Origin of the sequence: Sporosarcina sp. P3, assembly GCF_002743415.1 — a bacterium.
Lineage (GTDB): Bacteria > Bacillota > Bacilli > Bacillales_A > Planococcaceae > Sporosarcina > Sporosarcina ureae_A.
The window spans coordinates 176,519-199,957 of the sequence record NZ_PDZE01000003.1 but is presented as its reverse complement, the minus strand read 5'-3'; the positions used below and the strand labels follow the sequence as shown (position 1 = coordinate 199,957).

Sequence of the window (23,439 nt, the reverse complement as noted above, 5' to 3'; positions counted from 1 at the left end):
TCTTATAAATCTCGTGATGACGATGGAGTTTCTTGAATATGATAAAGTAGGACGTAGAAAGGGTGATGAGTAGAATGATTCGTCCAGCACATTTAGTACAAGGTGATGTAATTGGGATCGTGGCACCTGCCAGTCCTGTGGAACGTGAAGTATTGGAACGTTCATTTCAATTTTTGGAGCAATTGGGTCTGCGCTATAAAGTAGGCCGCTCCGTTTACAAGAAAAATGGTTACTTAGCAGGGACTGATGAAGAACGATTGGCTGACTTGCATGAGATGTTTAAAGATCCTGAAGTGAAAGGGATATTCTGTGCGGGAGGCGGTTACGGCTCGGCACGCTATGCGGAACAACTGGATCTCGATTTGATCCACAACCATCCGAAAGTGTTTTGGGGGTTCAGTGATATTACGTATCTACATACCGCGATTCGTCAGGGAGCGGGACTCGTTACATTCCACGGACCTATGCTTGCATCATGTGTCGCACAAGACGAGTTTCATGAAATGTCCGGTAAAATGTTTGGGCAATTATTTGCGCCTGTGGAGGTCCACTATTCTGAAGCAATCTCGCCACTTGAAACACTTGTCGGTGGTGTTGCAGAAGGCGAAGTGGTCGGTGGTAATTTGACGCAACTAGTCAACAGTTTGGGCAGTGAGTTTGAGATTAAAACGAATCATCGATTGCTTGTAATTGAGGACGTCGGTGAAGAGCCTTATAAAGTAGATCGTCTACTCAATCAATTACGTCTTGCAGGCAAGCTTCGAGAGGCAGCCGGTATAGTAATTGGTGATTTCGCGAAAGCGGCGCCAACGAAGCCATATGCTTCACTCACGATGGATGAAGTGTTTGAACAGTATTTTGGCAAACTACATCAGCCTGTCGTAAAAGGATTCCGTATCGGTCATTGCGAACCAAATATTGCAATTCCATTTGGTGTGAAAGGACGTTTGGATGCAAATAGTAAGACGCTGACTATCTTACCGGGAGTGGAGTAATTGCAAATTCGCACGGTGGAAACATTCCTCGTGTCATCCTCATTACGTAAACCGTTTATTACCGCGTTACGTACTGTTCATACTGTACAATCGGTTATTATCAAACTAACAACTGATAACGATTTAATCGGCTGGGGAGAAGCAGTGCCGACGCATGTTATAACGGGCGATTCGATCGGTGGAATTCGTCATGTTATCGATCACGTTCTTGCGCCTCTATTGGTAGGCCAAGATATCAGACGGCTAGAATTACTAACGGAGAGAATGCAACGGGCTATTATAGGCAATACAGGTGCGAAGGCCGCAGTTGACATGGCAGTGAATGATTTGTTCGGACAGCTTTGCGGTTTACCTTTAGTACACGTGTTAGGTGGCTACCGCCAAAGCTTGAAAACAGATTTGACAGTCAGTGTCGGGAAGCCTGCTGATATGGCCAAGGAAGCAGCAGACCATGTTGCCAGAGGCTTCGATACGCTAAAAGTGAAAGTCGGTACAAGTAGTTCTCAACAAGAAAGGGAACGAATTCATGCCGTACGTCAAACCGTCGGGCCAGATATCCTCATTCGTCTCGATGCCAATCAAGGTTGGAAACCAAAAGAAGCCATTCACCTGATTCGCCAGTTGGAAGATGACGGAGTTGATTTGGAATTAATAGAACAGCCAGTTGCCGCATATGATGTAGAAGGCTTGAGAGACGTGACCAGACAGACAAGCACGCTGATTATGGCAGATGAATCATTATTTTCAGCGAGAGATGCAAAAAGGTTGCTGGAGATGCGCGCAGTGGATGTACTGAATATCAAATTGATGAAGTCGGGGGGGATCCGCGAAGCCTTGAAAATCAATGCATTGGCTGAAGCAAATGGCGTAGAGTGTATGGTCGGAAGTATGATGGAGACAGCAGTTGGGGTGACGGCAGCTGCTCACATTGCAGCGAGTCAGCCGAATATAACGCGAGTGGATTTAGACGCACCACTGTTATTGGCAGAGGAATTCTCTGCGGGTGGTGTGCTCTACCACGGATCGCATATGGAATTTAGCAAGAAGTCAGGACTAGGATTTGATTCGAAACGGATGATGCAATGGGTGAAGGAGCATGCATGTGAATGAGAAATGGATGTGCGCAGTAAGCGTTGCGACAGTCTGGACTGATCCTGACTCTCCCCGTGTGGCTGATCTTCCCGCCCTGGATCATCCTGTGCAAATTGATAGATGGCTTTCCCAGTTATCGTATGAAGAACGTCTAGCGCTAAGTGACAACGATCACATTCAAACGCAATTACTATACGGTGAATCTGTGATTGTCGAAGAAGTGGTTGGCGACTGGGCGCGTATAATTGCTAGCTCCCAGCCAACTCGTAAAGATCCTCGAGGTTATCCTGGATGGGTACCGCTTATTCAACTTTCCATAAAGAAACGAATACAGACAGAAGAGTTTGTCAGAGTGACTAATCCGAAGGTAGCTCTTTTTGATGAATCAGGTGCATTCTTTTTACGTGTTTCTTTCAATACAATCTTTCCTTCCGCAGAACGACGTGGAAAGAAGATACGCGTATGGACACCGCATGGCTGGAAATTGCTAAATGCATCCGATGTCGAGCGTGTGGGAGAAGAATCGATTCACCGTCCGCTAACTGTGGGAAGACGTTTCATTGGTTTGCCGTATTTATGGGGTGGCATGTCTGCATGGGGTTTTGATTGCTCTGGATTCACCCGTGCTATATGGGAAGCGTGTGGAGTTTGTTTGCCACGTGATGCAACCGATCAGGCAGAAGAGGGCAAACCCATCTCACTCGACTCTGCAGATTGGCAAAAAGGTGATTTAATCTTTTTCAAGAACGGAGAGCGGTGTATTCATCATGTAGCGATGTATGTGGGGAACGGAAAAATTCTTCATGCGCCTTCAACTGGAAAATTAATTGAACAAATTGAACTAAAGAAGTCTGCATATGCCAAAAATGTCTGTAGCGTGCGAAGAATGATCTAATCGAATAGACGATACATCAAGCAGGAATTGGCGCTGACTCCCTTCTTTTATGTATACTTAATGAACGTACTAAAAAAGGGAGTTGTCGTAATGTCTGAACAAAAACCGATGAGCGAGTCAAGAACCATTCAAAGTAAGTTGGTCTTACCGCCGGACACGAATCATATTGAATCCATCTTTGGAGGAAAAGTTCTCTCGTATATCGATGAGATCGCAGCTATTGCAGCTATGAAACACGCAGGTACTAGAGCTGCGATTACCGCTTCAATTGACTCTGTCGATTTTGTATCTCCAGCCTTACTGGGTGATGTCATTGAACTCGAAGCAGTAGTCACTTCCGTCGGTCGTACATCTATGGAAGTTTTTATTTCCGTTCATTCTAAAAACTTGGTAACAGGTGAAGTGAGATTGACGACGGAATCATTCTGTACGATGGTTGCGGTAGATGACACAAATCGTCCAATTCCCGTAGCGGAAGTGTATCCCGAAACAGAATTAGAAAAACGTCTTTTCGATACCGCACCTGCACGACGTGAACTTCGGAAGCAGCGGAGATTGATGAAACATTAATAATAGCGCGTAGAAGAAATGAGGAAACTGTTTCTTCCACGCGCTATTTTTATGAAAACTTCCTATATATAATCGTGTATATAAAAACAGCAGTGGATGAATAGGCCATAGCCCGTTCATTCACTGCTGTTAAGTTGTATTAGTTATTGCTGCTGAACGTACGGACTAGTCCAAGTACTGTTCCACCAAGAATAAACGCAAACAATGCATACATGATATAGACGAACCACATGAATATCCACTCCTTTGATCAGTATCCTGCCTATAATTGTAACACCTTGACAGGCGCGTTGCAATGGACTTTGTAAGACAACTGTGGCGGCTGTGCGACCGAAAGAGTGCGTAGTTGCTATTTTATCGTTCGCTTTTTAATAAATCACGGATCTCAGTAAGTAATTCCTCTTTTGTATCCAATGGTTTTTCTTCAGGTTCGTCTTCAACTGCCTCTTCCGGCTTCATTTTCAATTTCATAAGTACTCGTAAGAAAATGAAGATCGAACCTGCGACAATTAAGAAGTCAATAATAGATTGAATGAATAGACCGTATTTGATTACAGCATCACCAATTGTATAGCTCAATTCTGAAAAGTTCAGTCCACCTAATAAAATGCCAATCAGTGGTGTCATAATGTTTTCGACTAAAGAGGAAACAATCGTTCCGAAAGCGGCACCAATTACAACGCCGATGGCCAAGTCAAAAATATTCCCTTTAAACGCAAACTCCTTAAAATCCTTCCACATAGAAACAACCTCCTTATATAAACATGATTGCGTTTTACTAGTTTTGCGGATTACCTGACTTTTGTCGTTGGAATCGCTGATAGAATGCAATGGATGCGAACAACCAGACTGAACTAGCTAGCACCCCGCCGACTATATCGCTTGGGAAATGAACACCCAGGTATATTCTACTGACTGCAATCATGACAATCATCATAGCTGCAAGAAGTATAATCGCAACTCGGCTTCCTGAATTCACTAAATTCCTCCATACGATATAAGCAAGTATCGTATAAAGGCTGAATGCCATCATCGTGTGTCCGCTAGGAAAGCTATATCCGCCAATGTCGATTAGACGATGAAAATCAGGACGTTCCCGTTTAAAGATGAATTTCAGTAGTTGATTGAGAATGCCTGTACCAGCTAGTGCTATAGCAAATAATACCGCTTGGGCACGATGTTTCTTCCATACCAGAACTCCAAGTGTCAATAAGGCCAACAGAGCAACCGACGTTGTAGAACCGATAGTAGTAAATAGTTTCATAATAGACGTCAACCCTGGAGACTCCGCGCTTTGAACAAAGTCAATGATAGGTTCATCGAAACTAGAGATAGATTGTACATGAATCGATCTCGCAATATAGGCGAAAATGCCGGTAAATAGAATACAAATAATCCAAACGAATAATAAACGAAGTGATAGTTCGCGCATGGTATACATTCCTTTCTATAGTTGTATATTCTGAAGGATTGTAAAATGAATGTACAGTGAAATGGAGGGGATTATGGCGGTAAATGTCGAAGTTTTATGGGGTAAGTAGAAGGCACCTTTATTAGATGCGGCATAGGACAATTTCAGAAACGTAGTTTTCCCAAGCAGTCGCCTTCGTTGCGTCGGGTGTAGGGCAGTTCGTATACTTCTTTTTCAAAAATAGAAGATCCGTAGCACAAAGTCACTGATTTTATTCTAGTTAGAACCACAATCAAAATAAATACCACTCAGTAGCGCAGGCACAACTGCGGGGTAGGCCGTGGCCAGGAGACAACTGGCAGCACCACCGCCAGCTGGCTTCTGGCTGTAGGCAATCCCCCACGTGTCTGTGCGGGTCCAGAAAGCGAACACTCAGTAACTTCAGTCCCCAACAACCAGTCGAGCAACGACCTAACTCAACTCAACGCATATTGTAATCTGACTACCTGTCCCAAAACATATGACATTTGTCATCTCAAAGTCATGACATCTATGTCTACCCCTCCCATTGAATACAAGTTATTCTTAATGTACTAGCAAACCCAATAGGAGGGAAATTCAAACATGAGTAAAGAACAAACGAAGCAACTGCACAAAGATGTCGCGCCTTTTGCGAAATCTGATTTGAAAAAGAGTATTGTTCAGATGATCAATACAATTCCGCCAATATTCATCTTATGGTTCCTGGCTTACAAAAGCTTGAGTGTATCTGTCACATTAACGGTTGTGTTGTCAATCGTTGCTGCGTTCTTCGTAGTTCGCACATTCATCATCTTTCATGACTGTACGCACGGTTCATTCTTCCGCAATAAAAAAGCGAATAGCATTGTAGGAACAATTACTGGCGTCTTGACATTATTCCCATATGAAAAATGGAAAAGAGAGCACTCGATTCACCACGCAACTAGTTCAAACCTAGACAAACGCGGTGTTGGAGATATCTGGGTCATGACTGTGGAAGAGTACAAAAATGCCTCGAAGTTCGAGCGTTTCAGCTACCGTGTTTACCGTAACCCTATTGTGTTGTTTGGATTTGGACCTTTATACTTGGTACTGATCTCAGGTCGTTTTAACCGTAAAGACGCGCGTAAGAAAGAGCGTATGAATACGTATTTAATTAACATCATTTTAGTTGCAGTATATACAGTGTTAATCGTAGCGATTGGTTGGAAAGCCTTCTTGCTAATCCAAGGTACTATGATGTTCACAGCTGGTGCCCTTGGTATTTGGTTGTTCTACATCCAACATACATTCGAAGATTCTTATTTCGAAGAAGAAACAGATTGGGATTATGTTAAAGCAGCAGTTGAAGGAAGTTCATACTATCAATTGCCACGTGTTTTACAATGGGCAACAGGCAATATTGGATTCCACCATGTACATCACTTGGCACCACGTGTACCAAACTATAACTTGGAGATGGCGCATGAATTAACACCGCCATTGCAAAAAGCAACAACGATCACGTTAAAAACTAGCTTTGAATCTTTACGTTACCGCCTGTATGATCCAAATAATAAAAAATTCATCACATTCAAAGAGGCAAAACAATATTCATTCAAAGAGAAGTTGTCAATTGATTTAAAACCAAAACGTACACGTTTATCTTAAAGTGGCGAGAGAGGGAGTGATCCTTCTCCGCCTTTTTATTTTGTCTGTATATCCTAAAAGAGCTAGCAAAGAAAATATTTGGTACAATAGAATGAAAAGGACGGCGATGAGAACTGATGTATAGTTGGTATAGTATTTTCCCTAAAAGCCCATGGCTCAGTATTTATGCTTGGGTTGTATTTTGTATTTTGCCTTTCTTTTTTATTTTACGAAGTGCATCTCCATTTAACTTAGCAATAGGCATCATGTTATTGGTGTTATTTTTCCTTTCCTATTATTTTTCGGCCAAATCCAAAAGCGGTCTCATGTATATGTGGATCAGTTTTGAAATTGTCATTACAGTCGTAATGACATTACTATTTGGCTATGTCTATCTATCGTTGTTTATTGCGTTCTCTATTGGAAACATTAGAAGACCCGTAGGTTTTTTTATTATTTATGGATTACATATTGCAATCTTAATCGCAGCGATTGTTGCAGGGTTCTTTCTTGAAATTGAATTATTTTTACCACAAATTCACTTTGTGATTATCACAGTGATCGGTGTAGTCCTATTACCATTTAATTTGTACAATCGTCAAAAACGAGATCTACTTCAAGATCAGTTGGAGATTGCTAGAGAACGGATATCCGAACTGATGATCATTCAAGAGCGTGAGCGTATTGCACGGGATCTCCATGATACGCTTGGACAGAAGTTATCCATGATCGGTTTAAAGAGTGACTTGGCTTCTCGATTAATGGATCGGGATATCGAGTCTGCAAAAGTAGAAATTCAAGATATACGACAAATATCTAGTACGGCATTAAAAGAAGTACGAGTTCTCGTCAGTGGTATGCGACGTGTGAAGCTTAAAGACGAATTGATACGGGTTCAACAAATGCTGAAGGCAGCTGAAATTGAAGTGGATATAGAAGGTAATCCGAATTTCCCTGACGTGTCTCCTATTGTAGAAAATGTACTCGTTATGTGTTTAAAAGAAGCCATTAACAATGTAGTGAGACACAGTTATGCAACGCAATGTTGTATCCTATTTGAACAAACAGAAAAGGCATTTGTTATTCGGATACACGATAACGGTATAGGTATCGCGCAAAATGGCGTAAATTTACCAGGTAACGGACTCGATGGTATGAAGGAACGATTGGAGTTCATCAACGGTAAACTGTCGATTAAAAGTGACAATGGAACTGATTTAAAAATCGTTGTACCTGCTGTTCTAAAACAAATTAAGGAGGGGTAAAGTTTATGATCCGCATTGTAATTGCAGAAGACCAAGGAATGCTGCTCGGTGCGCTAGGGTCGTTGTTGAACCTGGAAGAAGATATGGAAGTAGTAGGCAAGGCCAAAAATGGTCAGGAGGCAGTGAATTTAGTCAAAAGTCTTCAGCCTGATGTATGTATAATGGATATTGAAATGCCGATTAAAACCGGTTTGGATGCAGCGGAAGAATTACAGGATACGGAGTGCCAAATTATAATTCTAACGACGTTTGCTAGAGCGGGTTATTTCGAACGAGCGCATAATGCAGGCGTTCGTGGCTATTTGCTCAAAGACAACCCGATTGAAGAGCTAGTGAAATCGATTCACTCTATTATTGAAGGACGTCGAATTTATGCACCGGAATTAATCGACATGGCATTTGATATGAAAGAAGAAGAGCAGAATCCATTGACTGAGCGGGAAGTCCAGGTACTTAAACTGGTATCGGAAGGCAAAACTACGAAACAGATTGCAACCGAACTGTTTTTATCACCCGGAACTGTCCGTAATTACATCTCCACGATACTGGATAAACTCGGCGTACGTAACCGAATTGAAGCTATTACGTTATTTAATGAAAAAGGCTGGTTCGAATGAAATCTGTTCAGGCATACATTCATAACAGGGGAGTGATGGGTAAGTGGATAAAATCATGCAAAGTGAGTGGCTTGTAAAACTGCCTCTATTACAAAGTGTGATCAAGAAGAAGGAAGTGTTATGGTGTAACCCTCTCGTCGAACCGGTAGCAACGGGTTTGTCGAAGACGCATCTGTCAAAAGATGATATAACTGACGCCAGCGATCGTCTAGAGAGATTTGCTCCCTATTTGGCGAAAGTTTTCCCGGATACGGATACAGGCATTATTGAATCCCCATTGACACCGATTCCAATGATGAAGCGAGAACTTGAAACAACGTATGCTGTCAATATTCCAGGCAGGCTATTATTAAAGCAAGATAATGCGTTGCCAATCTCTGGTTCAATTAAAGCGCGTGGGGGTATTTATGAAGTGCTGAAGCACGCAGAGACACTTGCGATAGATAGCCAGTTGCTAGATAATGCAAAAGACTACAGCCAATTCGATACCCCAGCATTCCGTGAGTTGTTTGCAATGCACAAGATCGCAGTAGGCTCGACGGGGAATCTAGGATTGAGTATTGGCATTATGAGTGCAAAACTTGGTTTCGATGTAACGGTGCATATGTCAGCTGACGCTAAACAATGGAAAAAGGATTTACTGCGCTCAAAAGGCGTACATGTAGTGGAGTATATGGATGATTACAGTAAGGCTGTAGAAGAAGGCCGGCGTCAGGCGGAAGCGGATCCGTCTTGTCACTTTGTAGATGATGAAAACTCTACGGATTTATTCATGGGATATGCAGTAGCAGGAGAACGTCTTGCTTCACAATTGAAAGCACAGAATATCACCGTTGATGAAGAGCATCCATTATTCGTCTATTTACCCTGCGGTGTGGGGGGTGGACCAGGCGGCGTGGCGTTTGGTCTGAAACTGGCATTCGGTGATCATGTGCATTGCCTCTTCGCGGAGCCGACACACTCACCGTGTATGATGATTGGAATGATGACAGGTTTGCACGACCAAGTTTCAGTTGCAAGCTTTGGTCTGGATAATAAAACTGCGGCTGATGGTTTAGCAGTGGGCACAGCTTCTGCATTTGTCGGAAAAACGATGGAACCTTTCTTGACAGGATGCTATACGGTAGAAGATCAGACGTTATTCATGCTTTTGAAAAAGTTGGCGGATAGTGAAGGCATATGGCTAGAACCTTCAGCGCTGGCGGGTATGATAGGGCCTGTTCAAGTGACGAAGTCTAAATTACCGTTGGCGGACTCCAAATATGCAACGCATCTCGTATGGGGAACGGGAGGGAATATGGTACCTGAAGACGAAATGAAGGACTATTATAATCATACGAGGAAATAATACATGCTATTTCCCGGGAAATCGACAAAAGATCCGCAGGGAATATTCTCTGCGGATCTTAGCTTTAAGAATATGTAATTTGGAAGCGTGAAGACATCGTGAATCAACAGGCACATCGCATTCATTTCGATGCACAAAATTCCATCCTGACACTCGCCGCTTCATCCTGGTTGTACTATAAACCTTTGAAAAGCTTCAGCTTCAAAAGTCTTGGAGCTAGCAACAGACCTATAATAGTTCCGCTCACTGTCGACACAAGAAAAGGAGGTAGGAAGAAAAAAGCGGTTACCGTTGTGCCCATCAAAATTTTTGCATATGGCACCGCAAATAAAGGCGCGATCAAACCCGTACCGATCACCTCACCAATACCGGCACTCCAATTCTTTTTGATGCGCTGATAGAATACGCCCGCCAAAAATGCTCCGATCATCCCACCTGGAAATGCGAGCAGTGAGCCTGTTCCCGTCAGTACACGTACGAGCCCTGTCATAAACGCTACGATAACAGCGGCCCCCGGCCCCATTACAATCGCTACTATGACATTCACAGCATGCTGTATGGGATATGCTCTGGCGATACCGGCAGGAAATGAAACGAACGTAGAGCCAGCAACTGCGATTGCGACAAACATTGTCATAAAAACCATTTTGCGTGTATTCATACGGACCTCATTCATCCTTGCAAGGAGTGAATTATCTTTGATAAATCACTTGCTGCATAGTGTGGATCTTTAGCCGAAGCGATAGCAGACACAACAGCTACACCATCTGCTCCTGCCTGGATAATAGAGCCGGTAGTAGATGGCGTAATTCCACCGATAGCAACAATCGGCATATCAGGGAATACAGCGTGAACTTCTTCTATCAGAGTAGTACCTACAACGGCCGAAGCATCGGGTTTAGTTGACGTCGGATAGATCGGACCCAGTCCTATATAATCCGCGCCAATTGATTGTGCAAGTCGAACTTCTTGTACATTGTGAGTTGAAACACCTAGCCACATATCCGGACCGATTCGCTGACGCACGCTGTCTGCCTGTTCGTCGTCTTGTCCTACATGAACTCCGTCTGCATGAATGGCCAATGCCAGATCCACATCGTCATTGACGATGAAAGGAACGCGATACAATTTACAGAGTTCCTGACACTTTTTGGCAAAACCGAGTAAAGCTTCACCTTCAAGTGCATGTAATCCTTTCTCACGCAACTGAAAACATGTGACACCACCCTGAAGAGCCGCTTCTACTATTGCCAATGGGTCCTGATTTCCTGAGTTCGGTGTGCCCATAATAAAATAAAGGCTTAATGCTTTTTTTACTTCCATATTTCGCATTAATGCATCTCCTTTTTTAATTCAGCGTATGCCCAGTGATTTGTTGGGCCGTGTCCTGACCCGATTTTCAAGCCATGTTCAATCGCAGCTTGTATGAATTGTTTCGCTTCGGCAACTGCATCCGGTAAGGAACAGCCTTTTGCTAGGAAACTCGTCAAAGCTGCCGCAAATGTGCATCCGGTCCCATGTGTATCTTTGGTTTGAATCCAAGGCGTTGTCACTGTGAAGGATTGACCTTCCTCATCTGCGTAATAATCCTTTGCATCTAGCACGTCATTGCGGTGACCGCCTTTCATGACAACAGCTTTCGCTCCCATGTTGATAAATGCGGTTGCGGCTTTCCGAATATCTTCGTCTGTCTGTATTTCCATTCCAGTCAGTACTTCCGCTTCAGGTATATTTGGCGTCACAATTGTAGCCAGTGGTAATAAATGTTCTTTAAGTGCTTGAATCGCTTGTTGTTGCAGTAAAGATTGTCCACCTTTCGCAATCATGACAGGGTCAATGACTAAAGGAATCGGCGGATATTCTTTTAACAATGCAGCTACTTCAGTAATAATTTCTGCCGAAAACAGCATGCCGGTTTTACAGGCTTTTACATCAAAGTCATCAAGCACGGCACGTATTTGTGCTATGACTCCGTCTGTCTGTATTGGATACACACCGTGAACACCGTGTGTGTTCTGAGCAGTCACTGCGGTTATGGCAGAAGTCCCGAATACACCTAGCTCCTGAAACGTCTTTAAGTCAGCCTGAATTCCTGCACCTCCTCCGCTATCCGAACCAGCAATGGTTAATGCCACTTGTACTGTCAATTGAAAAACCTCCTGTCTATTATGCCAAAAATGTTTTTGAATCGCGATCCAATGTATGTAATGTATTTAAGAAGTTTACAGCAAAGTCTCCAGGCCCGCGGGAAATTTTTGCTGTTTGTTCACCAGCCCGTTTATAAAATGAGAGTGCATCTGCTACGGATTCCAAAGGGTTTTCCATTCCTATGGCGAGAAAAGCACCTGTGACAGAACTGAGTAAACACCCAGTACCCGTAATGGTAGTCATCATGGGATGGCCGCCTGTAATGGATAACATGGAATGGCCGTCCGTGACTATATCGACTTCGCCTGATACTGCGACGAGACAATTGTATTTGCGTGCAGTCTTTTTCGCGATATCTTCGATGTCTGCAGAACCTTCACCTGCATCGACACCTTTGGCGGTCCAAGGGATATCTGCAATCGCAGCAAGTTCTCCTTCATTACAGCGGATCAGTGTAATATCGACTTCCTCTAGCACTTTCAACGCGCTAGCTTTACGAAAAGGTGTAGCTCCTGCACCTACTGGGTCTAGTACGACAGGTTTCCCTGCTGCGCGAGCGCTGTTTCCAGCGAGAATCATGGCATCCACCGTCTGTTGCTTTAACGTACCGATATTTAAAATACTACAGGCAGCAATTCTTGCGATATCTTCTGCTTCTTCTACTGCATCCGCCATAACAGGAGAAGCACCTAGTGCTAATAAACCATTTGCCTGGAAATTTGCGACTACAAAATTTGTAATGCAGTGAACGAGCGGTTGTTGTTGACGAAGTTGTTGAATAAGCTGCATGTTTCTATTCCTCCTATTAAAGGTATATATACAAAAAGCCCATGCGTGGATGGGCGATTGGGTATGAAAACTACCCACTTTCCTCCGCTAGAATGTACTAGATCAGGTTCAAAGGGTTTGCATACTTGCATCTCAGCCAAAAAGAAGGCACCCCTAGTGGTGGCTATGTATCAGACGAGCTCATTATATCATATACATGAAAAAGGTTAAAATAATACTGGTATAACGAGATAGAAGTACTCGAAAATGAGTGATTGCGCATAGAAGAACAGGTATAACTATATGCTGAATGTTACATAATTATCTGAAGGCGTATAACTGTTTCAGATGAAATAGATAAAAGGGAGCAGATCGCAAATGAAGAAATTATTCGAAATTCAACAGATGGATCATTCATTGGATGATATATCGTTTACATGGAGTGATATTGGTGGTTATTACCGTGTCTATAAAAATGATCGGCAAGTATATGAAGGGACGGCTCCGAATTTTACGGACGGGGAGCTAGATCCGTCACATCCTTTCCAATATACAGTAGAACGGGTAGAGGAAGAACGGGTTCAAGATGTAATCGTGATCCAGACTTCGGCCTTGACAGAAGTACAGAAAGATGAACATCCTTTACAACGCTTAGTAATTACAACGATTGCCGCTTCATCGCAAATTGCCCTTTCATGGGAATGGATTAAAGATGTGGAGAAGTTCGATATTTACCGTAACGGTCAATACCTCGAGACAATTACTGATAATCGTTTTATTGATCGCGAGGTAAGTTCTTCGGAGCCAGTGGTATACAGTGTTTCGGCAACGCGTCCGTTGATTGACAGCAATCAGAAAATGAATGTTAGTAAATCGATTGTATCAAAAGTGTATGAAGGAATTATGCCTCCAAATCCTGATAATAAACCAACAGAAGAAGTGTATACCTTTTCTGTGCGGGTTAAGCAACGAGATCGATTACTAAAACCGGTGGCCGACAGGGAAAAACAAAAAGAAGTGAAGCGATGGAAGTTCCGCTATACAACATTTTTAAAGGAAGATATCATAAAAAATCCGAATCTCTTCTCACCAATCCCATACTTTACAGGGGATGATCGGGATTTCAATGCGGAAGGAGAAAGCTTCCGCACCCGTGTGGATATAGAAGGAAAGTTTGTTGGAGAAGACAACGCACTGCAATTTACGAAAGCAACCGGACCTTCTATTGGATTGAATTATATGAAACGGTATAAGCGTCATGACCATGCTTCTGTAGATGGTATAGAAATCGAGAGGTTGGAAGGGGACTCGACTGAAGTTCATTTTGCGATCAACCACGACGTGGGCAATCCCCTGACCGCCTCACCGCCTATACATTACGAAATGAAAGCTCATTTGGATGAACAAGGGAACCTAGATCTAGTTGGCTATCATAATGATGCGCCTCATCATGAAGTCTACCTAGCGCTTGATGATGAGGACTGGCGCGCGCTACATCGTACGGAAAGTGAAGGATTAGCGTATTTGACAGGCGTACTTGGGGATAATTATTGGCGTTATATGACGTGTAATTAATGCAGGTGTAAAATAGTGCTATCTTTAGGCTTTGTTCAGTTTTATGTACGGCTATATAAATAACTAAATACTTTCAACTAAATACTGTTAAAAGTATTTAGTTGAAAGAAATAGATTCTTCCGCTAGAATAAAAGATAATACATGTAAGCGCATTCAATTTGCATAAAGCTAGTTAGAGATTCGTATAGTATCTCTGTGTGCAAAAACGATTGCACTAGAATAGAAGAAAAATGAGAGAACAGGGAGTGTGACGTAGTATGGTACAAGCTTCAGAAAGTCAGGTTTATGCAAACCCAAATACAGAAGGTTCAAAGGTTCAGTTCAAAAAGCGCTATGATAACTTCATCGGTGGCAAGTGGACAGCACCAGTAAAAGGCCAGTATTTCGATAATTCAACGCCAGTTACCGGAAAGGTATTTACCCAGGTTGCAAGATCTACAGAAGAAGATATTGAACTAGCTTTAGATGCGGCTCATGCAGCAAAAGATGCATGGGGAAAGACATCAGTCACTGAACGTTCAAATATTTTACTGAAAATTGCCGATCGTATCGAAGAGAATTTAGAAATGCTAGCTGTAGCTGAAACGTGGGATAACGGAAAAGCCGTTCGTGAAACATTGAATGCTGATCTTCCACTTGCAGTAGACCATTTCAGGTACTTTGCTTCTGCAATTCGTGCGCAAGAAGGCGGAGTAAGCCAAATCGATAACGATACGGTAGCTTACCACTTCCACGAGCCATTAGGTGTGGTAGGTCAGATTATTCCTTGGAACTTCCCGATTCTGATGGCAGTTTGGAAACTTGCTCCGGCATTGGCCGCAGGAAACTGTATCGTGTTAAAGCCGGCCGAGCAAACACCCGCTTCTATATTAGTATTGGTTGAGTTAATTGAAGACTTGCTGCCGGCAGGAGTTCTAAACGTCGTCAACGGTTTCGGACTGGAGGCAGGAAAGCCACTGGCATCCAATCCGCGCATCAATAAGGTTGCATTCACAGGCGAAACAACAACTGGCCGTCTAATCATGCAGTATGCTTCTCAAAACTTAATTCCGGTTACATTGGAACTTGGCGGGAAATCTCCGAACATTTTCTTTGAAGATGTAATGGCGGAAGACGATGCATTCCTTGATAAGGCAATTGAAGGTTTCGTTATGTTCGCATTGAACCAAGGAGAGGTCTGTACATGTCCATCCCGTGCATTAATTCAGGAATCCATTTACGATAAGTTCATGGAACGCGCACTCGAGCGTGTTAAAGCGATCAAGACAGGAAATCCATTGGATCCAACGGTCATGATGGGTGCTCAGGCATCTACTGAACAACTAGAGAAAATCCTTTCTTACTTGGATATCGGAAAACAAGAAGGTGCAGAATGTCTGACGGGAGGAGAACAGAATAAATTCGAAGGGGAACTAGCAGAAGGGTATTATGTGAAGCCGACTGTATTTAAAGGACATAACAAAATGAGAATCTTCCAAGAAGAAATCTTTGGTCCTGTAGTAGCGGTTACAACATTCAAAGATAAAGAAGAAGCGCTAGAAATTGCGAACGACACATTATATGGACTAGGTTCAGGCGTATGGACACGTGATATGAATACGGCATATCGCTTTGGACGCGGAATCCAAGCGGGACGTGTGTGGACGAACTGCTATCATGCGTATCCGGCACACTCTGCTTTCGGAGGTTACAAAGCTTCGGGTATCGGACGTGAAAACCACTTGCAGATGCTAGCGCATTATCAGCAGACGAAAAACATGCTCGTTAGCTATGACGAAAGTAAACAAGGGTTCTTTTGATCGAATCTGTCTGGAGGATCCGAAGTGAATGGAGGAATTCCTATGCCAGATCGAGTAATCGCAACAGAAGAAGCGTTGGCTCTTATAGAGTTACTAAAAGATAAACATGGGCCACTGATGTTTCATCAGTCCGGTGGTTGCTGTGACGGGTCATCCCCGATGTGTTACGAAGATGGAGATTTGATTGTAGGCAATCAGGATATCTTGCTTGGTCATATCGGTGGTATGCCGTTCTATATGATGAAAAGTCAGTTTGAGTACTGGAAACATACACAGCTGATTATTGACGTAGTCGATGGACGAGGTGGAATGTTTTCGCTCGAAGGAGTGGAAGGAAAACGTTTCCTAACCAGATCTCGGGCCTTTACTGATAAAGAATATAAAGAATTAACTCCATGAAAAAAGCCTTCCTTTAAGTAAGAAGGCCGGGACTGAAAACAACTCTAGGAACATCGGAGCTTGTTTTCAGTCTTTTTAGTATAACTGTATATATATTCTTTACGAGATGAAACGTTGACGTTCTTCAGGTGAGGGGAGCATGCAGGATAACTCCTTTTTGCCGAACCATTTATATCGGTTTGTTGCAATATAATCGTAAGCGATGTCACGGATGGCTGGTGGAATGACTACGAATAGAAATGCCAAGTGCCATAAACCATCCAGCTTTTTTGCAATCCGTAAAGCCGCACCGGACTTTGTATAGGCTTTGCCATTTTCAATCAATACTAAGCTATCTACGTTATCGGGAATTTGATAGTCTTTCCGAAGTTTTCTTCCTACGTCATCTTGTAACGAGGCGAATGAAAAGTGTTTGTACGGGTCACGTTTAATAATAAATTGCACGCTTGCGTCACAGAAGTTACATTCACCATCAAATAGTATAATTCTGTTTCGTTTCATATATATTCTCTCCTTCAAAAATAGATGATATCGTACTATACCCACATAGCATTCACTTCACTCATGAATAACGAATTGACTAATTTGAATTGTTAGATAATTGGTGTATAATAGAAGATGAATAGACTGGCTTTGTCTTATATATCATATAAAGAAGAAAGGGTGAAAATGTATGGAACGTCAATACATCCATCCAGCTGAGCTGGAGTTGCGTCGAGACTCTGACTTTTTACGTTCTGAGAATATGGTAGGCGAAGGTGCTCCGGTCCATGGTGCGTTAAATGAGTGTAAAATGATTGTGAAGAAGCTTGAATCAATAGAAAATAGTCTAGGCTACGAGAAGCCCTCTATACCAAGAAACTGTGAGTTGTAGCTAGCCTATCATGAATAAAGCAATATCCTTTATCTAAGTAGGTAAAGGATATTGCTTTTTATTTTTCACTATCCTATGTCGCTAGCCCGTAACAAATCGATTAGCTTGCATGTAATAGGATATAAGGAGGTGGAGAAATGAATCAAAGACATTGTGGAATGTCAGGTGGACATCATCAGCAAGGGTGGGGACAACAACCACATCACGGGATGCATGGTCAGCACGGTATGCAAGGCGGACAGCATCATGGTTTCCAGCCTGTTATATGCCCGCCACAGTATCGATTTAACGATTGCTTCACTAAGCAAGAAATGCCATTTATTCATCCGATCGTGAATGTAAATCGTCATCACGTGGTCGGTGTACCGCAACATTACTATACAGAAACCACTGAAGACGTTATGGGCTCTACTATTATGCCAGGAAGAGGCCCAGGATTTGGACCAGGAGCGGGACCGGGATTTGGACCAGGAGCAGGAGGTATGTGGGGTGGCGAAGGTTGTCACCGTCGTAGAAGATGTCGCTAATCGTTTTATAATATGAACAATCCGCCACCTCTAGTATGTCAGAGATGGCGGATTGTTTTAGTTCTCTCAACGCTTGTCGGGTCTACCCGGCGCTCTTAGCATTTGGGTCATCCAGCTTCAAGCGCCAGACTCTCGGGACGTTTCAGCACTACCAAAAAGGCAAGGAGCGCCTTTTGGGTAGTTCTTCCAACGCCTGTCGAGTCAACCCGGCGCTTTCAGCATTTGGGTTATGCGTTAAAGTATCGTGCATCAGGGTGCGCGAAAACGATTGCTGATACAGATGCTTCCGGTTCCATCATGAATTCTTCGGTTAGGATGACACCGTGATCTTCCGGTTTGATGAGTCGGAAGAGTTTAGCTTGGTCTTCTAAATTTGGACAAGCAGGGTAGCCGAATGAGAATCGCTGGCCTTGATATTTAGCTGCGAAACGTTCAAGCATCGTAAAGTCTGTTGGATCAGGGAATCCCCATTGGTCACGGATTTCTTGGTGAATCCTTTCGGCAAAGCCTTCTGCTAATTCCAAAGCAGTTGCTTGGAATGCATGACTTTCGAGAAACTTTCCTTCTGCCTTCAGCTTATTCGCATAATCGCGAACGCCTTTACCGGCAGTCACTTGCATGAATGCAACATAGTCCATTTCACCGCTTTGTACTGTTTTCAAATAGTCAGCCAAGCAGAGGAATGGATCCTTCTCTTGGCGAGGGAATGTAAATCGTTCAATTTCAGTTTTTGAATCTTCTGGATCATAAATGATTACGTCATCGCCATCTGCCTGGGCAGGGAAGAATTGATAAATACCAGAAGCTTTCATCTGATCGGACTTTAAGAACTCAGTTACCATCTCGTGAAGTTGTACTGCCCGTTCCTCTTTTCTTTCGAGCATTTTATCGACATTTCCACGTAGACCTAAGTGGTGTCCAATCAGTGTACGCATATTTACATAAGGATGTAAGTGGGCAACCGAGTAATCTTTCACGACCCGTCTACGTAAGTCAGTTGGGGTGAATACAGGAACGTCAGTGCGTACCGTTTTCACAGGACGCGGCTTTACTGCAACTGCTGTAGAACCTCGACTTGCTTTAATCGCGTCATTCGTCTCGCGTTTCTCAATACTATTCGCTAATTCTTCAAGTAACGCTCCTTTGTCAGTACTTTGAAGACGATTTGCTAAATCAAGACCTTGCATTGCGTCTTTTGCAAAAATAACTGGGCCATCGTACTCGGGGGCGATCTTCGTTTCAGTGAAGCGTCTCGTTAAAGCGGCACCACCAACCATTACGGGCGTATCGATTCCTGCTGCTTTAAAGTCTTGTGCCGTTAATACCATCTGTTGCGCAGATTTTACGAGAAGTCCCGACAGTCCTACAATATCTGGTTTTTCTTTACGGATCACTTCAATTAGAGAAGCTGGAGTCACTTTGATTCCGATATCAATTACTTTAAACCCGTTATTACTTAAGATAATCTCTACGAGGTTTTTTCCGATATCGTGTACATCACCTTTTACTGTCGCTAGGATAATCTTGCCCTTCCCGCTATCGTCTTCATTCTTCTCCATGAATTGTTCAAGGTAGGAAACAGAAGCCTTCATGACTTCAGCACTTTGCAGAACTTCCGCTACAATCAGTTGGTTATCATTGAATAAACGTCCAACTTCAGCCATTCCCTTCATTAAAGGACCATTGATGATATCGAGTGGTGCGTCGTATGTCTTCAAAGCTGTTTCCAGGTCAGGAATTAAACCTTCTTTCGTCCCTTCTACTACGTAGTACGCGAGACGTTCAGGTACTGTTTTCGGTATATCATCTTCTGACTTCTCATTTTTCTTCCCACGATAGAAATCCGTGAAGTCTGCTAGTGTTTCATCTGTAGTGGAAAATAGCAAGTCGTTCGCCAGCTTGATTTCAGCTTCGGGAATCGAAGCAAAGCGCTCAAGTTTCTCTGTATTGACAATTGCATAATCCAGACCTGCTTGTGTACAGTGATACAAGTATACAGCGTTCAACACTTCGCGGCCGACGGGAGGTAACCCGAAGGATACGTTGCTGACACCGAGAGTCGTTAAGGTGCGTGGAAGTTTTTCCTTGATTAATCGTATTCCTTCAATTGTTTCCACGGCTGACCCGATGTATTGCGCATCACCGGTACCGACAGGAAAGACGAGTGGATCAAAAATGATATCCTCCGGCGGGATCTTCCATTTATTGACGAGTAAATCATAGGAGCGCAACGCAACTTCCAGCTTACGTTCTCTTGTCACCGCCATTCCAACTTCATCAATCGTTCCGACAACGACAGCTGCTCCGTACTTTTTCACTAAAGGAAGTACGGCATCAAAGCGTTCTTCACCATCTTCCAAGTTGATAGAGTTAATGATTGCTTTACCTTGCGAGAACTTCAACGCTTCCGCAATGACATTTTCATCCGTAGAGTCAATGACAAGAGGAACTTTGACTTTTTTTACGACTTCTTTCATGAAGCGAGTCATATCGTACAATTCATCACGGTCAGGGTTTGCGAGACAAATATCCAATACGTGAGCACCACGTTTTACTTGTGCGCGTGCGATTTCAGAAGCCTCTTCAAATTTTTCTTCTACAATTAATTGTTTGAACTTACGTGAACCGATTACGTTGGTACGTTCACCAATTAATAACGGACGCAATGTATCGTCGTAAAGTAACGGTTCGATCCCTGAAACGGCATGGCCATGAGAAACCTCAGGCATTTTGCGCGGTGCTTTATCTTTTACGACCTCACGTATTGCGCGAATATGATCAGGTGTTGTACCACAGCAACCGCCAACCATGTTTAACCAACCTTTTTCAGCGAAGCCTTCCAGTTTTTTCGATAGAGATTCAGGGGACTCATGATAATGTCCTTCTTCATCTGGCAATCCAGCGTTTGGATAACACGTGACATAACTCGTTGCTAAGTCAGATAATGAGCGCAAGTGGTCGGTCATGAATTCAGGACCTGTCGCACAATTCAAACCGACCGAAAGAGGGTGCACGTGTTCAATGGAAATATAAAACGCCTCAATACTTTGTCCTGCAAGTGTTGTACCCATCGGTTCGATCGTTCCTGAGATCATGATAGGAATTTCGCGTCCAAGCTCTTCAAACGCCTTTTTAATACCAATTGTTCCGGCCTTCACGTTCAACATATCCTGACTCGTTTCCATCAGTATTAAGTCACTGCCCGCTTCTATAAGCGCTTTAGCCTGCACATAAAAGTCGTTGGATAGTTCATCAAATGTAATGCCGCCTGTAACCGAAAGTGTCTTTGTCGTGGGGCCAATCGCACCTGCGACAAAACGTGGCCATTCCGGTGTGGAAAACTTTGCTGCACTCTTTTTCGCAATCTCTACAGACTTTGCATTAATTTCATCTGCCCGATGCCCGAGTGAAAATTCATTCAATACAAGGGGGGTACCACCAAATGTATTCGTACAAATGATATCTGCTCCAGCTTCTAAGTACTCATCGTGAATTTTCTCTAAAACATCCGGGCGTAACACACTCATGTATTCGTTACACCCATCGTATTCTTCTCCGCCAAAGTCTTCCGTTGAGAAATTTTCCGCTTGCAGCATCGTCCCCATCGCACCATCAATGATCAGGATTCGTTTATCTAGTTGCTCTTCAATAGGATGTCTCTGCATGTGTTAATTCCCTCTCTTTCTGCTGGTCTATTTCCTTAATGTGTTCATACAACTCTAATGTCATATCGTAACGAAGGAATGGTGTGATGAGATACAGCCCATTAAAATACTGAGCTGCTGTATCAATCAATTCTTTTGCGATTTCAAGACCCGTTTCGGTTGACTTTTCACGGTCATCTCCGCACTCACGCATTCTATCCAACACCTCTTCTGAAAGCTTGATACCGGGTACTTCGTGATGCAGGAACTCGGCATTTCGTATATTGGTTAGCGGCATGATTCCAATGAAGATCGGTGTGTCCAAATGTTTTGTTGCTTCATATACCTCGATAATCTTTTCTTTCGTATAAACCGGTTGCGTGATGAAATAGTCGGCACCCGCTTCAATTTTCTTCTCGAGTCGCTGTACGGCGCGATCGATTACACGTACGTTCGGATTGAAAGCTGCCGAAATAGAGAAGCTGGCTTTCTTGCGCAACGGTTTTCCGGAGAATGAAATTCCTTCATTTAACTTCTTGATTAATTGTAATAACTCCATGCTGGATACATCATAGACACTTGTGGCACCAGGGAAGTCGCCAACTTTTGTCGGATCGCCTGTTACAGCTAGGATATCGTGAATGCCTAATGCATCGAGTCCCATCAAATGTGATTGTAAGCCAATTAGATTATGATCGCGGCATGTCAAATGTACAAGTGGGCGGATATTATGTTGCATCTTAACGATTGAACCCATCGCCATGTTGCTAATGCGGGGAGAAGCAAGTGAATTGTCCGCCATTGTTATAGCGTCAACGCCTGCGTCATATAACACATTTGCCCCTTTGATATAACCTTCAGTTTCCAAGTGGCGTGGTGTATCTAGTTCTACAATCACCGTGCGCTCTGTTTTGGCTTTTTCGTGAAGGGGTTGATGTTTTACAGGCCTTGCTTCATGAATCACGATAGGCTTTGCCGGTTGCACAATCTTTTTTGTAATAGGTGCTAGCCGCGCTAACTGTGTTTTAGCTGCTTTAATATGCTTAGGCGTCGTTCCGCAACATCCGCCAATCAACCGAACGCCTTGATCACGAAGTAATACGGCAGCGCGTCCAAAGTATTCTGCTTCAGATTCATAGACAATACGTCCATCTTCTACATCCAAAAGACTGGCATTTGGATAGGCGGATAAAAATGCCTTGTCAGGTAATGTAACATTATCGAATGCTTGAATCGTGTGGTAAGGGCCTAAGCGACAGTTGACGCCTACGATATCTGCACCGAGAGACTCGAGTTGATGAAGTGCATCGTTTAATGAAAGCCCATTCTGTAAGACACCCGGATCATGCATAGAAACTTGTGCAATCAATGGAACGTCCGTGATTTTCTTTAACGTGGTCACAACAGACGATAACTCTTCAAAATCATAATACGTCTCTAATAGAAGTCCATCAGGGTCACCTGCTAATAAAGCATGGGCCTGTTCTAGTACGACTTTCTCTATTTCGTTTAATGTAGCATCGCTTTTACGTATGCCGCGTACGCCGCCAATTGTTCCAAGTACAAATTGCCCCCCAGGCGCTGCTGCACGCTTTGCAATTTGAATGGCCGCTTTATTGAATTCTGTTACATGACTTTCTAAGCCATAGCGAGCTAATTTGTTCGCATTCGCACTGTAAGTGTTTGTCTGGATTATATCTGCGCCGGCTGCGATATAGTCTTGGTGAATTTGCTCTATAATTTCAGGCTTTTCTACGTTTAGTTCTTCATAACAGTAATCAATTCCGTAAGAATATAAAATAGTCCCCATTGCACCGTCTGCCGTTAAGACATTTGTTTGTAGCTTCTCTAGCAATGACAT

22 protein-coding genes and 1 riboswitch are annotated in these 23,439 nt (G+C 43.2%); of the genes, 13 read left to right on the top strand and 9 right to left on the bottom strand.

The features are described 5' to 3' along the window. The first annotated feature begins 65 nt into the window (after window positions 1-65). From CSV61_RS05315 to CSV61_RS05300, 4 genes are all read left to right on the top strand, one after another. Window positions 66-995, top strand: a complete 930-nt coding sequence (locus CSV61_RS05315) for a S66 peptidase family protein (protein WP_099638335.1) — start codon at window positions 66-68, stop codon at window positions 993-995. Continuing rightward, window positions 996-2,105, top strand: a complete 1,110-nt coding sequence (locus tag CSV61_RS05310; RefSeq protein WP_099638334.1) for a mandelate racemase/muconate lactonizing enzyme family protein — start codon at window positions 996-998, stop codon at window positions 2,103-2,105. Next, complete coding sequence (locus tag CSV61_RS05305) at window positions 2,098-2,982, top strand: C40 family peptidase (protein ID WP_158233780.1); 885 nt, start codon at window positions 2,098-2,100, stop codon at window positions 2,980-2,982. The genes CSV61_RS05310 and CSV61_RS05305 overlap by 8 nt, the downstream gene beginning before the upstream one ends. A gap of 90 nt (window positions 2,983-3,072) precedes the next feature. Beyond that, a complete protein-coding gene (locus CSV61_RS05300) occupies window positions 3,073-3,552 on the top strand; it encodes an acyl-CoA thioesterase (RefSeq protein ID WP_083034300.1) in 480 nt (159 codons plus the stop codon). Window positions 3,553-3,906: 354 nt separating this feature from the next. Here the strand turns inward: CSV61_RS05300 and mscL are convergent, their stop codons facing one another. Continuing rightward, entirely contained in the window at window positions 3,907-4,293 is a 387-nt protein-coding gene (mscL, locus tag CSV61_RS05295) for a large conductance mechanosensitive channel protein MscL (protein ID WP_099638332.1), read from the bottom strand. Window positions 4,294-4,330: 37 nt separating this feature from the next. Then, entirely contained in the window at window positions 4,331-4,984 is a 654-nt protein-coding gene (locus CSV61_RS05290) for a phosphatase PAP2 family protein (RefSeq protein ID WP_158233779.1), read from the bottom strand. Window positions 4,985-5,587: 603 nt separating this feature from the next. Between CSV61_RS05290 and desA the strand changes: the two genes are divergently transcribed. The 4 genes from desA (at window position 5,588) to CSV61_RS05270 (ending at window position 9,843) form a co-directional block, all read left to right on the top strand. After that, complete coding sequence (desA, locus tag CSV61_RS05285) at window positions 5,588-6,634, top strand: Delta(5) desaturase DesA (RefSeq protein WP_099638330.1); 1,047 nt, start codon at window positions 5,588-5,590, stop codon at window positions 6,632-6,634. 116 nt (window positions 6,635-6,750) lie between these two features. After that, the gene (locus CSV61_RS05280) at window positions 6,751-7,878 is read left to right on the top strand and encodes a sensor histidine kinase (RefSeq protein ID WP_099638329.1); all 1,128 of its coding nucleotides are present in this window, start codon (window positions 6,751-6,753) and stop codon (window positions 7,876-7,878) included. Between the two features lie 5 nt (window positions 7,879-7,883). Further along, window positions 7,884-8,495, top strand: coding sequence for a response regulator transcription factor (locus tag CSV61_RS05275; protein WP_099638328.1), 612 nt, complete (start codon window positions 7,884-7,886; stop codon window positions 8,493-8,495). Between the two features lie 55 nt (window positions 8,496-8,550). After that, on the top strand, window positions 8,551-9,843 hold the full coding sequence (locus CSV61_RS05270; RefSeq protein ID WP_099638492.1) for a D-serine ammonia-lyase: 1,293 nt from the start codon (window positions 8,551-8,553) through the stop codon (window positions 9,841-9,843). 175 nt (window positions 9,844-10,018) lie between these two features. On the opposite strand, the gene thiW is transcribed toward CSV61_RS05270, so the two are convergent. Genes thiW through thiM form a run of 4 tightly spaced genes read right to left on the bottom strand, consistent with a single transcriptional unit; the run spans window position 10,019 to window position 12,780 of the window. After that, on the bottom strand, window positions 10,019-10,504 hold the full coding sequence (gene thiW / locus CSV61_RS05265) for an energy coupling factor transporter S component ThiW (RefSeq protein WP_083034294.1): 486 nt from the start codon (window positions 10,502-10,504) through the stop codon (window positions 10,019-10,021). 11 nt (window positions 10,505-10,515) lie between these two features. After that, window positions 10,516-11,175 carry a thiamine phosphate synthase gene (thiE, locus tag CSV61_RS05260; RefSeq protein WP_099638327.1) on the bottom strand — a complete coding sequence of 220 codons (660 nt, stop codon included), beginning with the start codon at window positions 11,173-11,175 and terminating at the stop codon, window positions 10,516-10,518. Further along, window positions 11,175-11,990 (bottom strand): bifunctional hydroxymethylpyrimidine kinase/phosphomethylpyrimidine kinase, encoded by an 816-nt coding sequence (gene thiD / locus CSV61_RS05255; protein ID WP_099638326.1) that lies wholly within the window; start codon window positions 11,988-11,990, stop codon window positions 11,175-11,177. The genes thiE and thiD overlap by 1 nt, the downstream gene beginning before the upstream one ends. Before the next feature lie 19 nt (window positions 11,991-12,009). Next, a complete protein-coding gene (gene thiM, locus CSV61_RS05250; protein ID WP_099638325.1) occupies window positions 12,010-12,780 on the bottom strand; it encodes a hydroxyethylthiazole kinase in 771 nt (256 codons plus the stop codon). 62 nt (window positions 12,781-12,842) lie between these two features. Beyond that, window positions 12,843-12,945: riboswitch (TPP riboswitch) on the bottom strand. A gap of 192 nt (window positions 12,946-13,137) precedes the next feature. Here thiM and CSV61_RS05245 point away from each other — a divergent pair. The 3 genes from CSV61_RS05245 to CSV61_RS05235 all read left to right on the top strand — a co-directional run bounded on the left by CSV61_RS05245 (window position 13,138) and on the right by CSV61_RS05235 (window position 16,533). Further along, window positions 13,138-14,334: a hypothetical protein gene (locus CSV61_RS05245; RefSeq protein WP_099638324.1), complete on the top strand. Its 1,197-nt coding sequence runs from the start codon at window positions 13,138-13,140 to the stop codon at window positions 14,332-14,334. A 258-nt stretch (window positions 14,335-14,592) separates the two neighbouring features. After that, entirely contained in the window at window positions 14,593-16,134 is a 1,542-nt protein-coding gene (gene adh / locus CSV61_RS05240; protein WP_099638323.1) for an aldehyde dehydrogenase, read from the top strand. A 42-nt stretch (window positions 16,135-16,176) separates the two neighbouring features. Then, on the top strand, window positions 16,177-16,533 hold the full coding sequence (locus CSV61_RS05235) for a DUF779 domain-containing protein (RefSeq protein WP_099638491.1): 357 nt from the start codon (window positions 16,177-16,179) through the stop codon (window positions 16,531-16,533). 99 nt (window positions 16,534-16,632) lie between these two features. On the opposite strand, the gene CSV61_RS05230 is transcribed toward CSV61_RS05235, so the two are convergent. Then, window positions 16,633-17,034 (bottom strand): thiol-disulfide oxidoreductase DCC family protein, encoded by a 402-nt coding sequence (locus CSV61_RS05230; RefSeq protein WP_099638322.1) that lies wholly within the window; start codon window positions 17,032-17,034, stop codon window positions 16,633-16,635. Window positions 17,035-17,206: 172 nt separating this feature from the next. On the opposite strand from CSV61_RS05230, the gene CSV61_RS05225 reads away from it, so the two are divergent. Together CSV61_RS05225 and CSV61_RS05220 are read left to right on the top strand one after the other, a co-directional pair. Beyond that, window positions 17,207-17,407 carry a hypothetical protein gene (locus CSV61_RS05225; RefSeq protein ID WP_083034287.1) on the top strand — a complete coding sequence of 67 codons (201 nt, stop codon included), beginning with the start codon at window positions 17,207-17,209 and terminating at the stop codon, window positions 17,405-17,407. A gap of 137 nt (window positions 17,408-17,544) precedes the next feature. Next, complete coding sequence (locus tag CSV61_RS05220; RefSeq protein WP_099638321.1) at window positions 17,545-17,934, top strand: hypothetical protein; 390 nt, start codon at window positions 17,545-17,547, stop codon at window positions 17,932-17,934. A 227-nt stretch (window positions 17,935-18,161) separates the two neighbouring features. On the opposite strand, the gene metH is transcribed toward CSV61_RS05220, so the two are convergent. Together metH and CSV61_RS05210 are read right to left on the bottom strand one after the other, a co-directional pair. Continuing rightward, window positions 18,162-21,599 carry a methionine synthase gene (gene metH, locus CSV61_RS05215; RefSeq protein ID WP_099638320.1) on the bottom strand — a complete coding sequence of 1,146 codons (3,438 nt, stop codon included), beginning with the start codon at window positions 21,597-21,599 and terminating at the stop codon, window positions 18,162-18,164. Continuing rightward, on the bottom strand, window positions 21,580-23,439 hold the full coding sequence (locus tag CSV61_RS05210; protein ID WP_099638319.1) for a bifunctional homocysteine S-methyltransferase/methylenetetrahydrofolate reductase: 1,860 nt from the start codon (window positions 23,437-23,439) through the stop codon (window positions 21,580-21,582). Before CSV61_RS05210 ends, metH begins: the two co-directional genes overlap by 20 nt.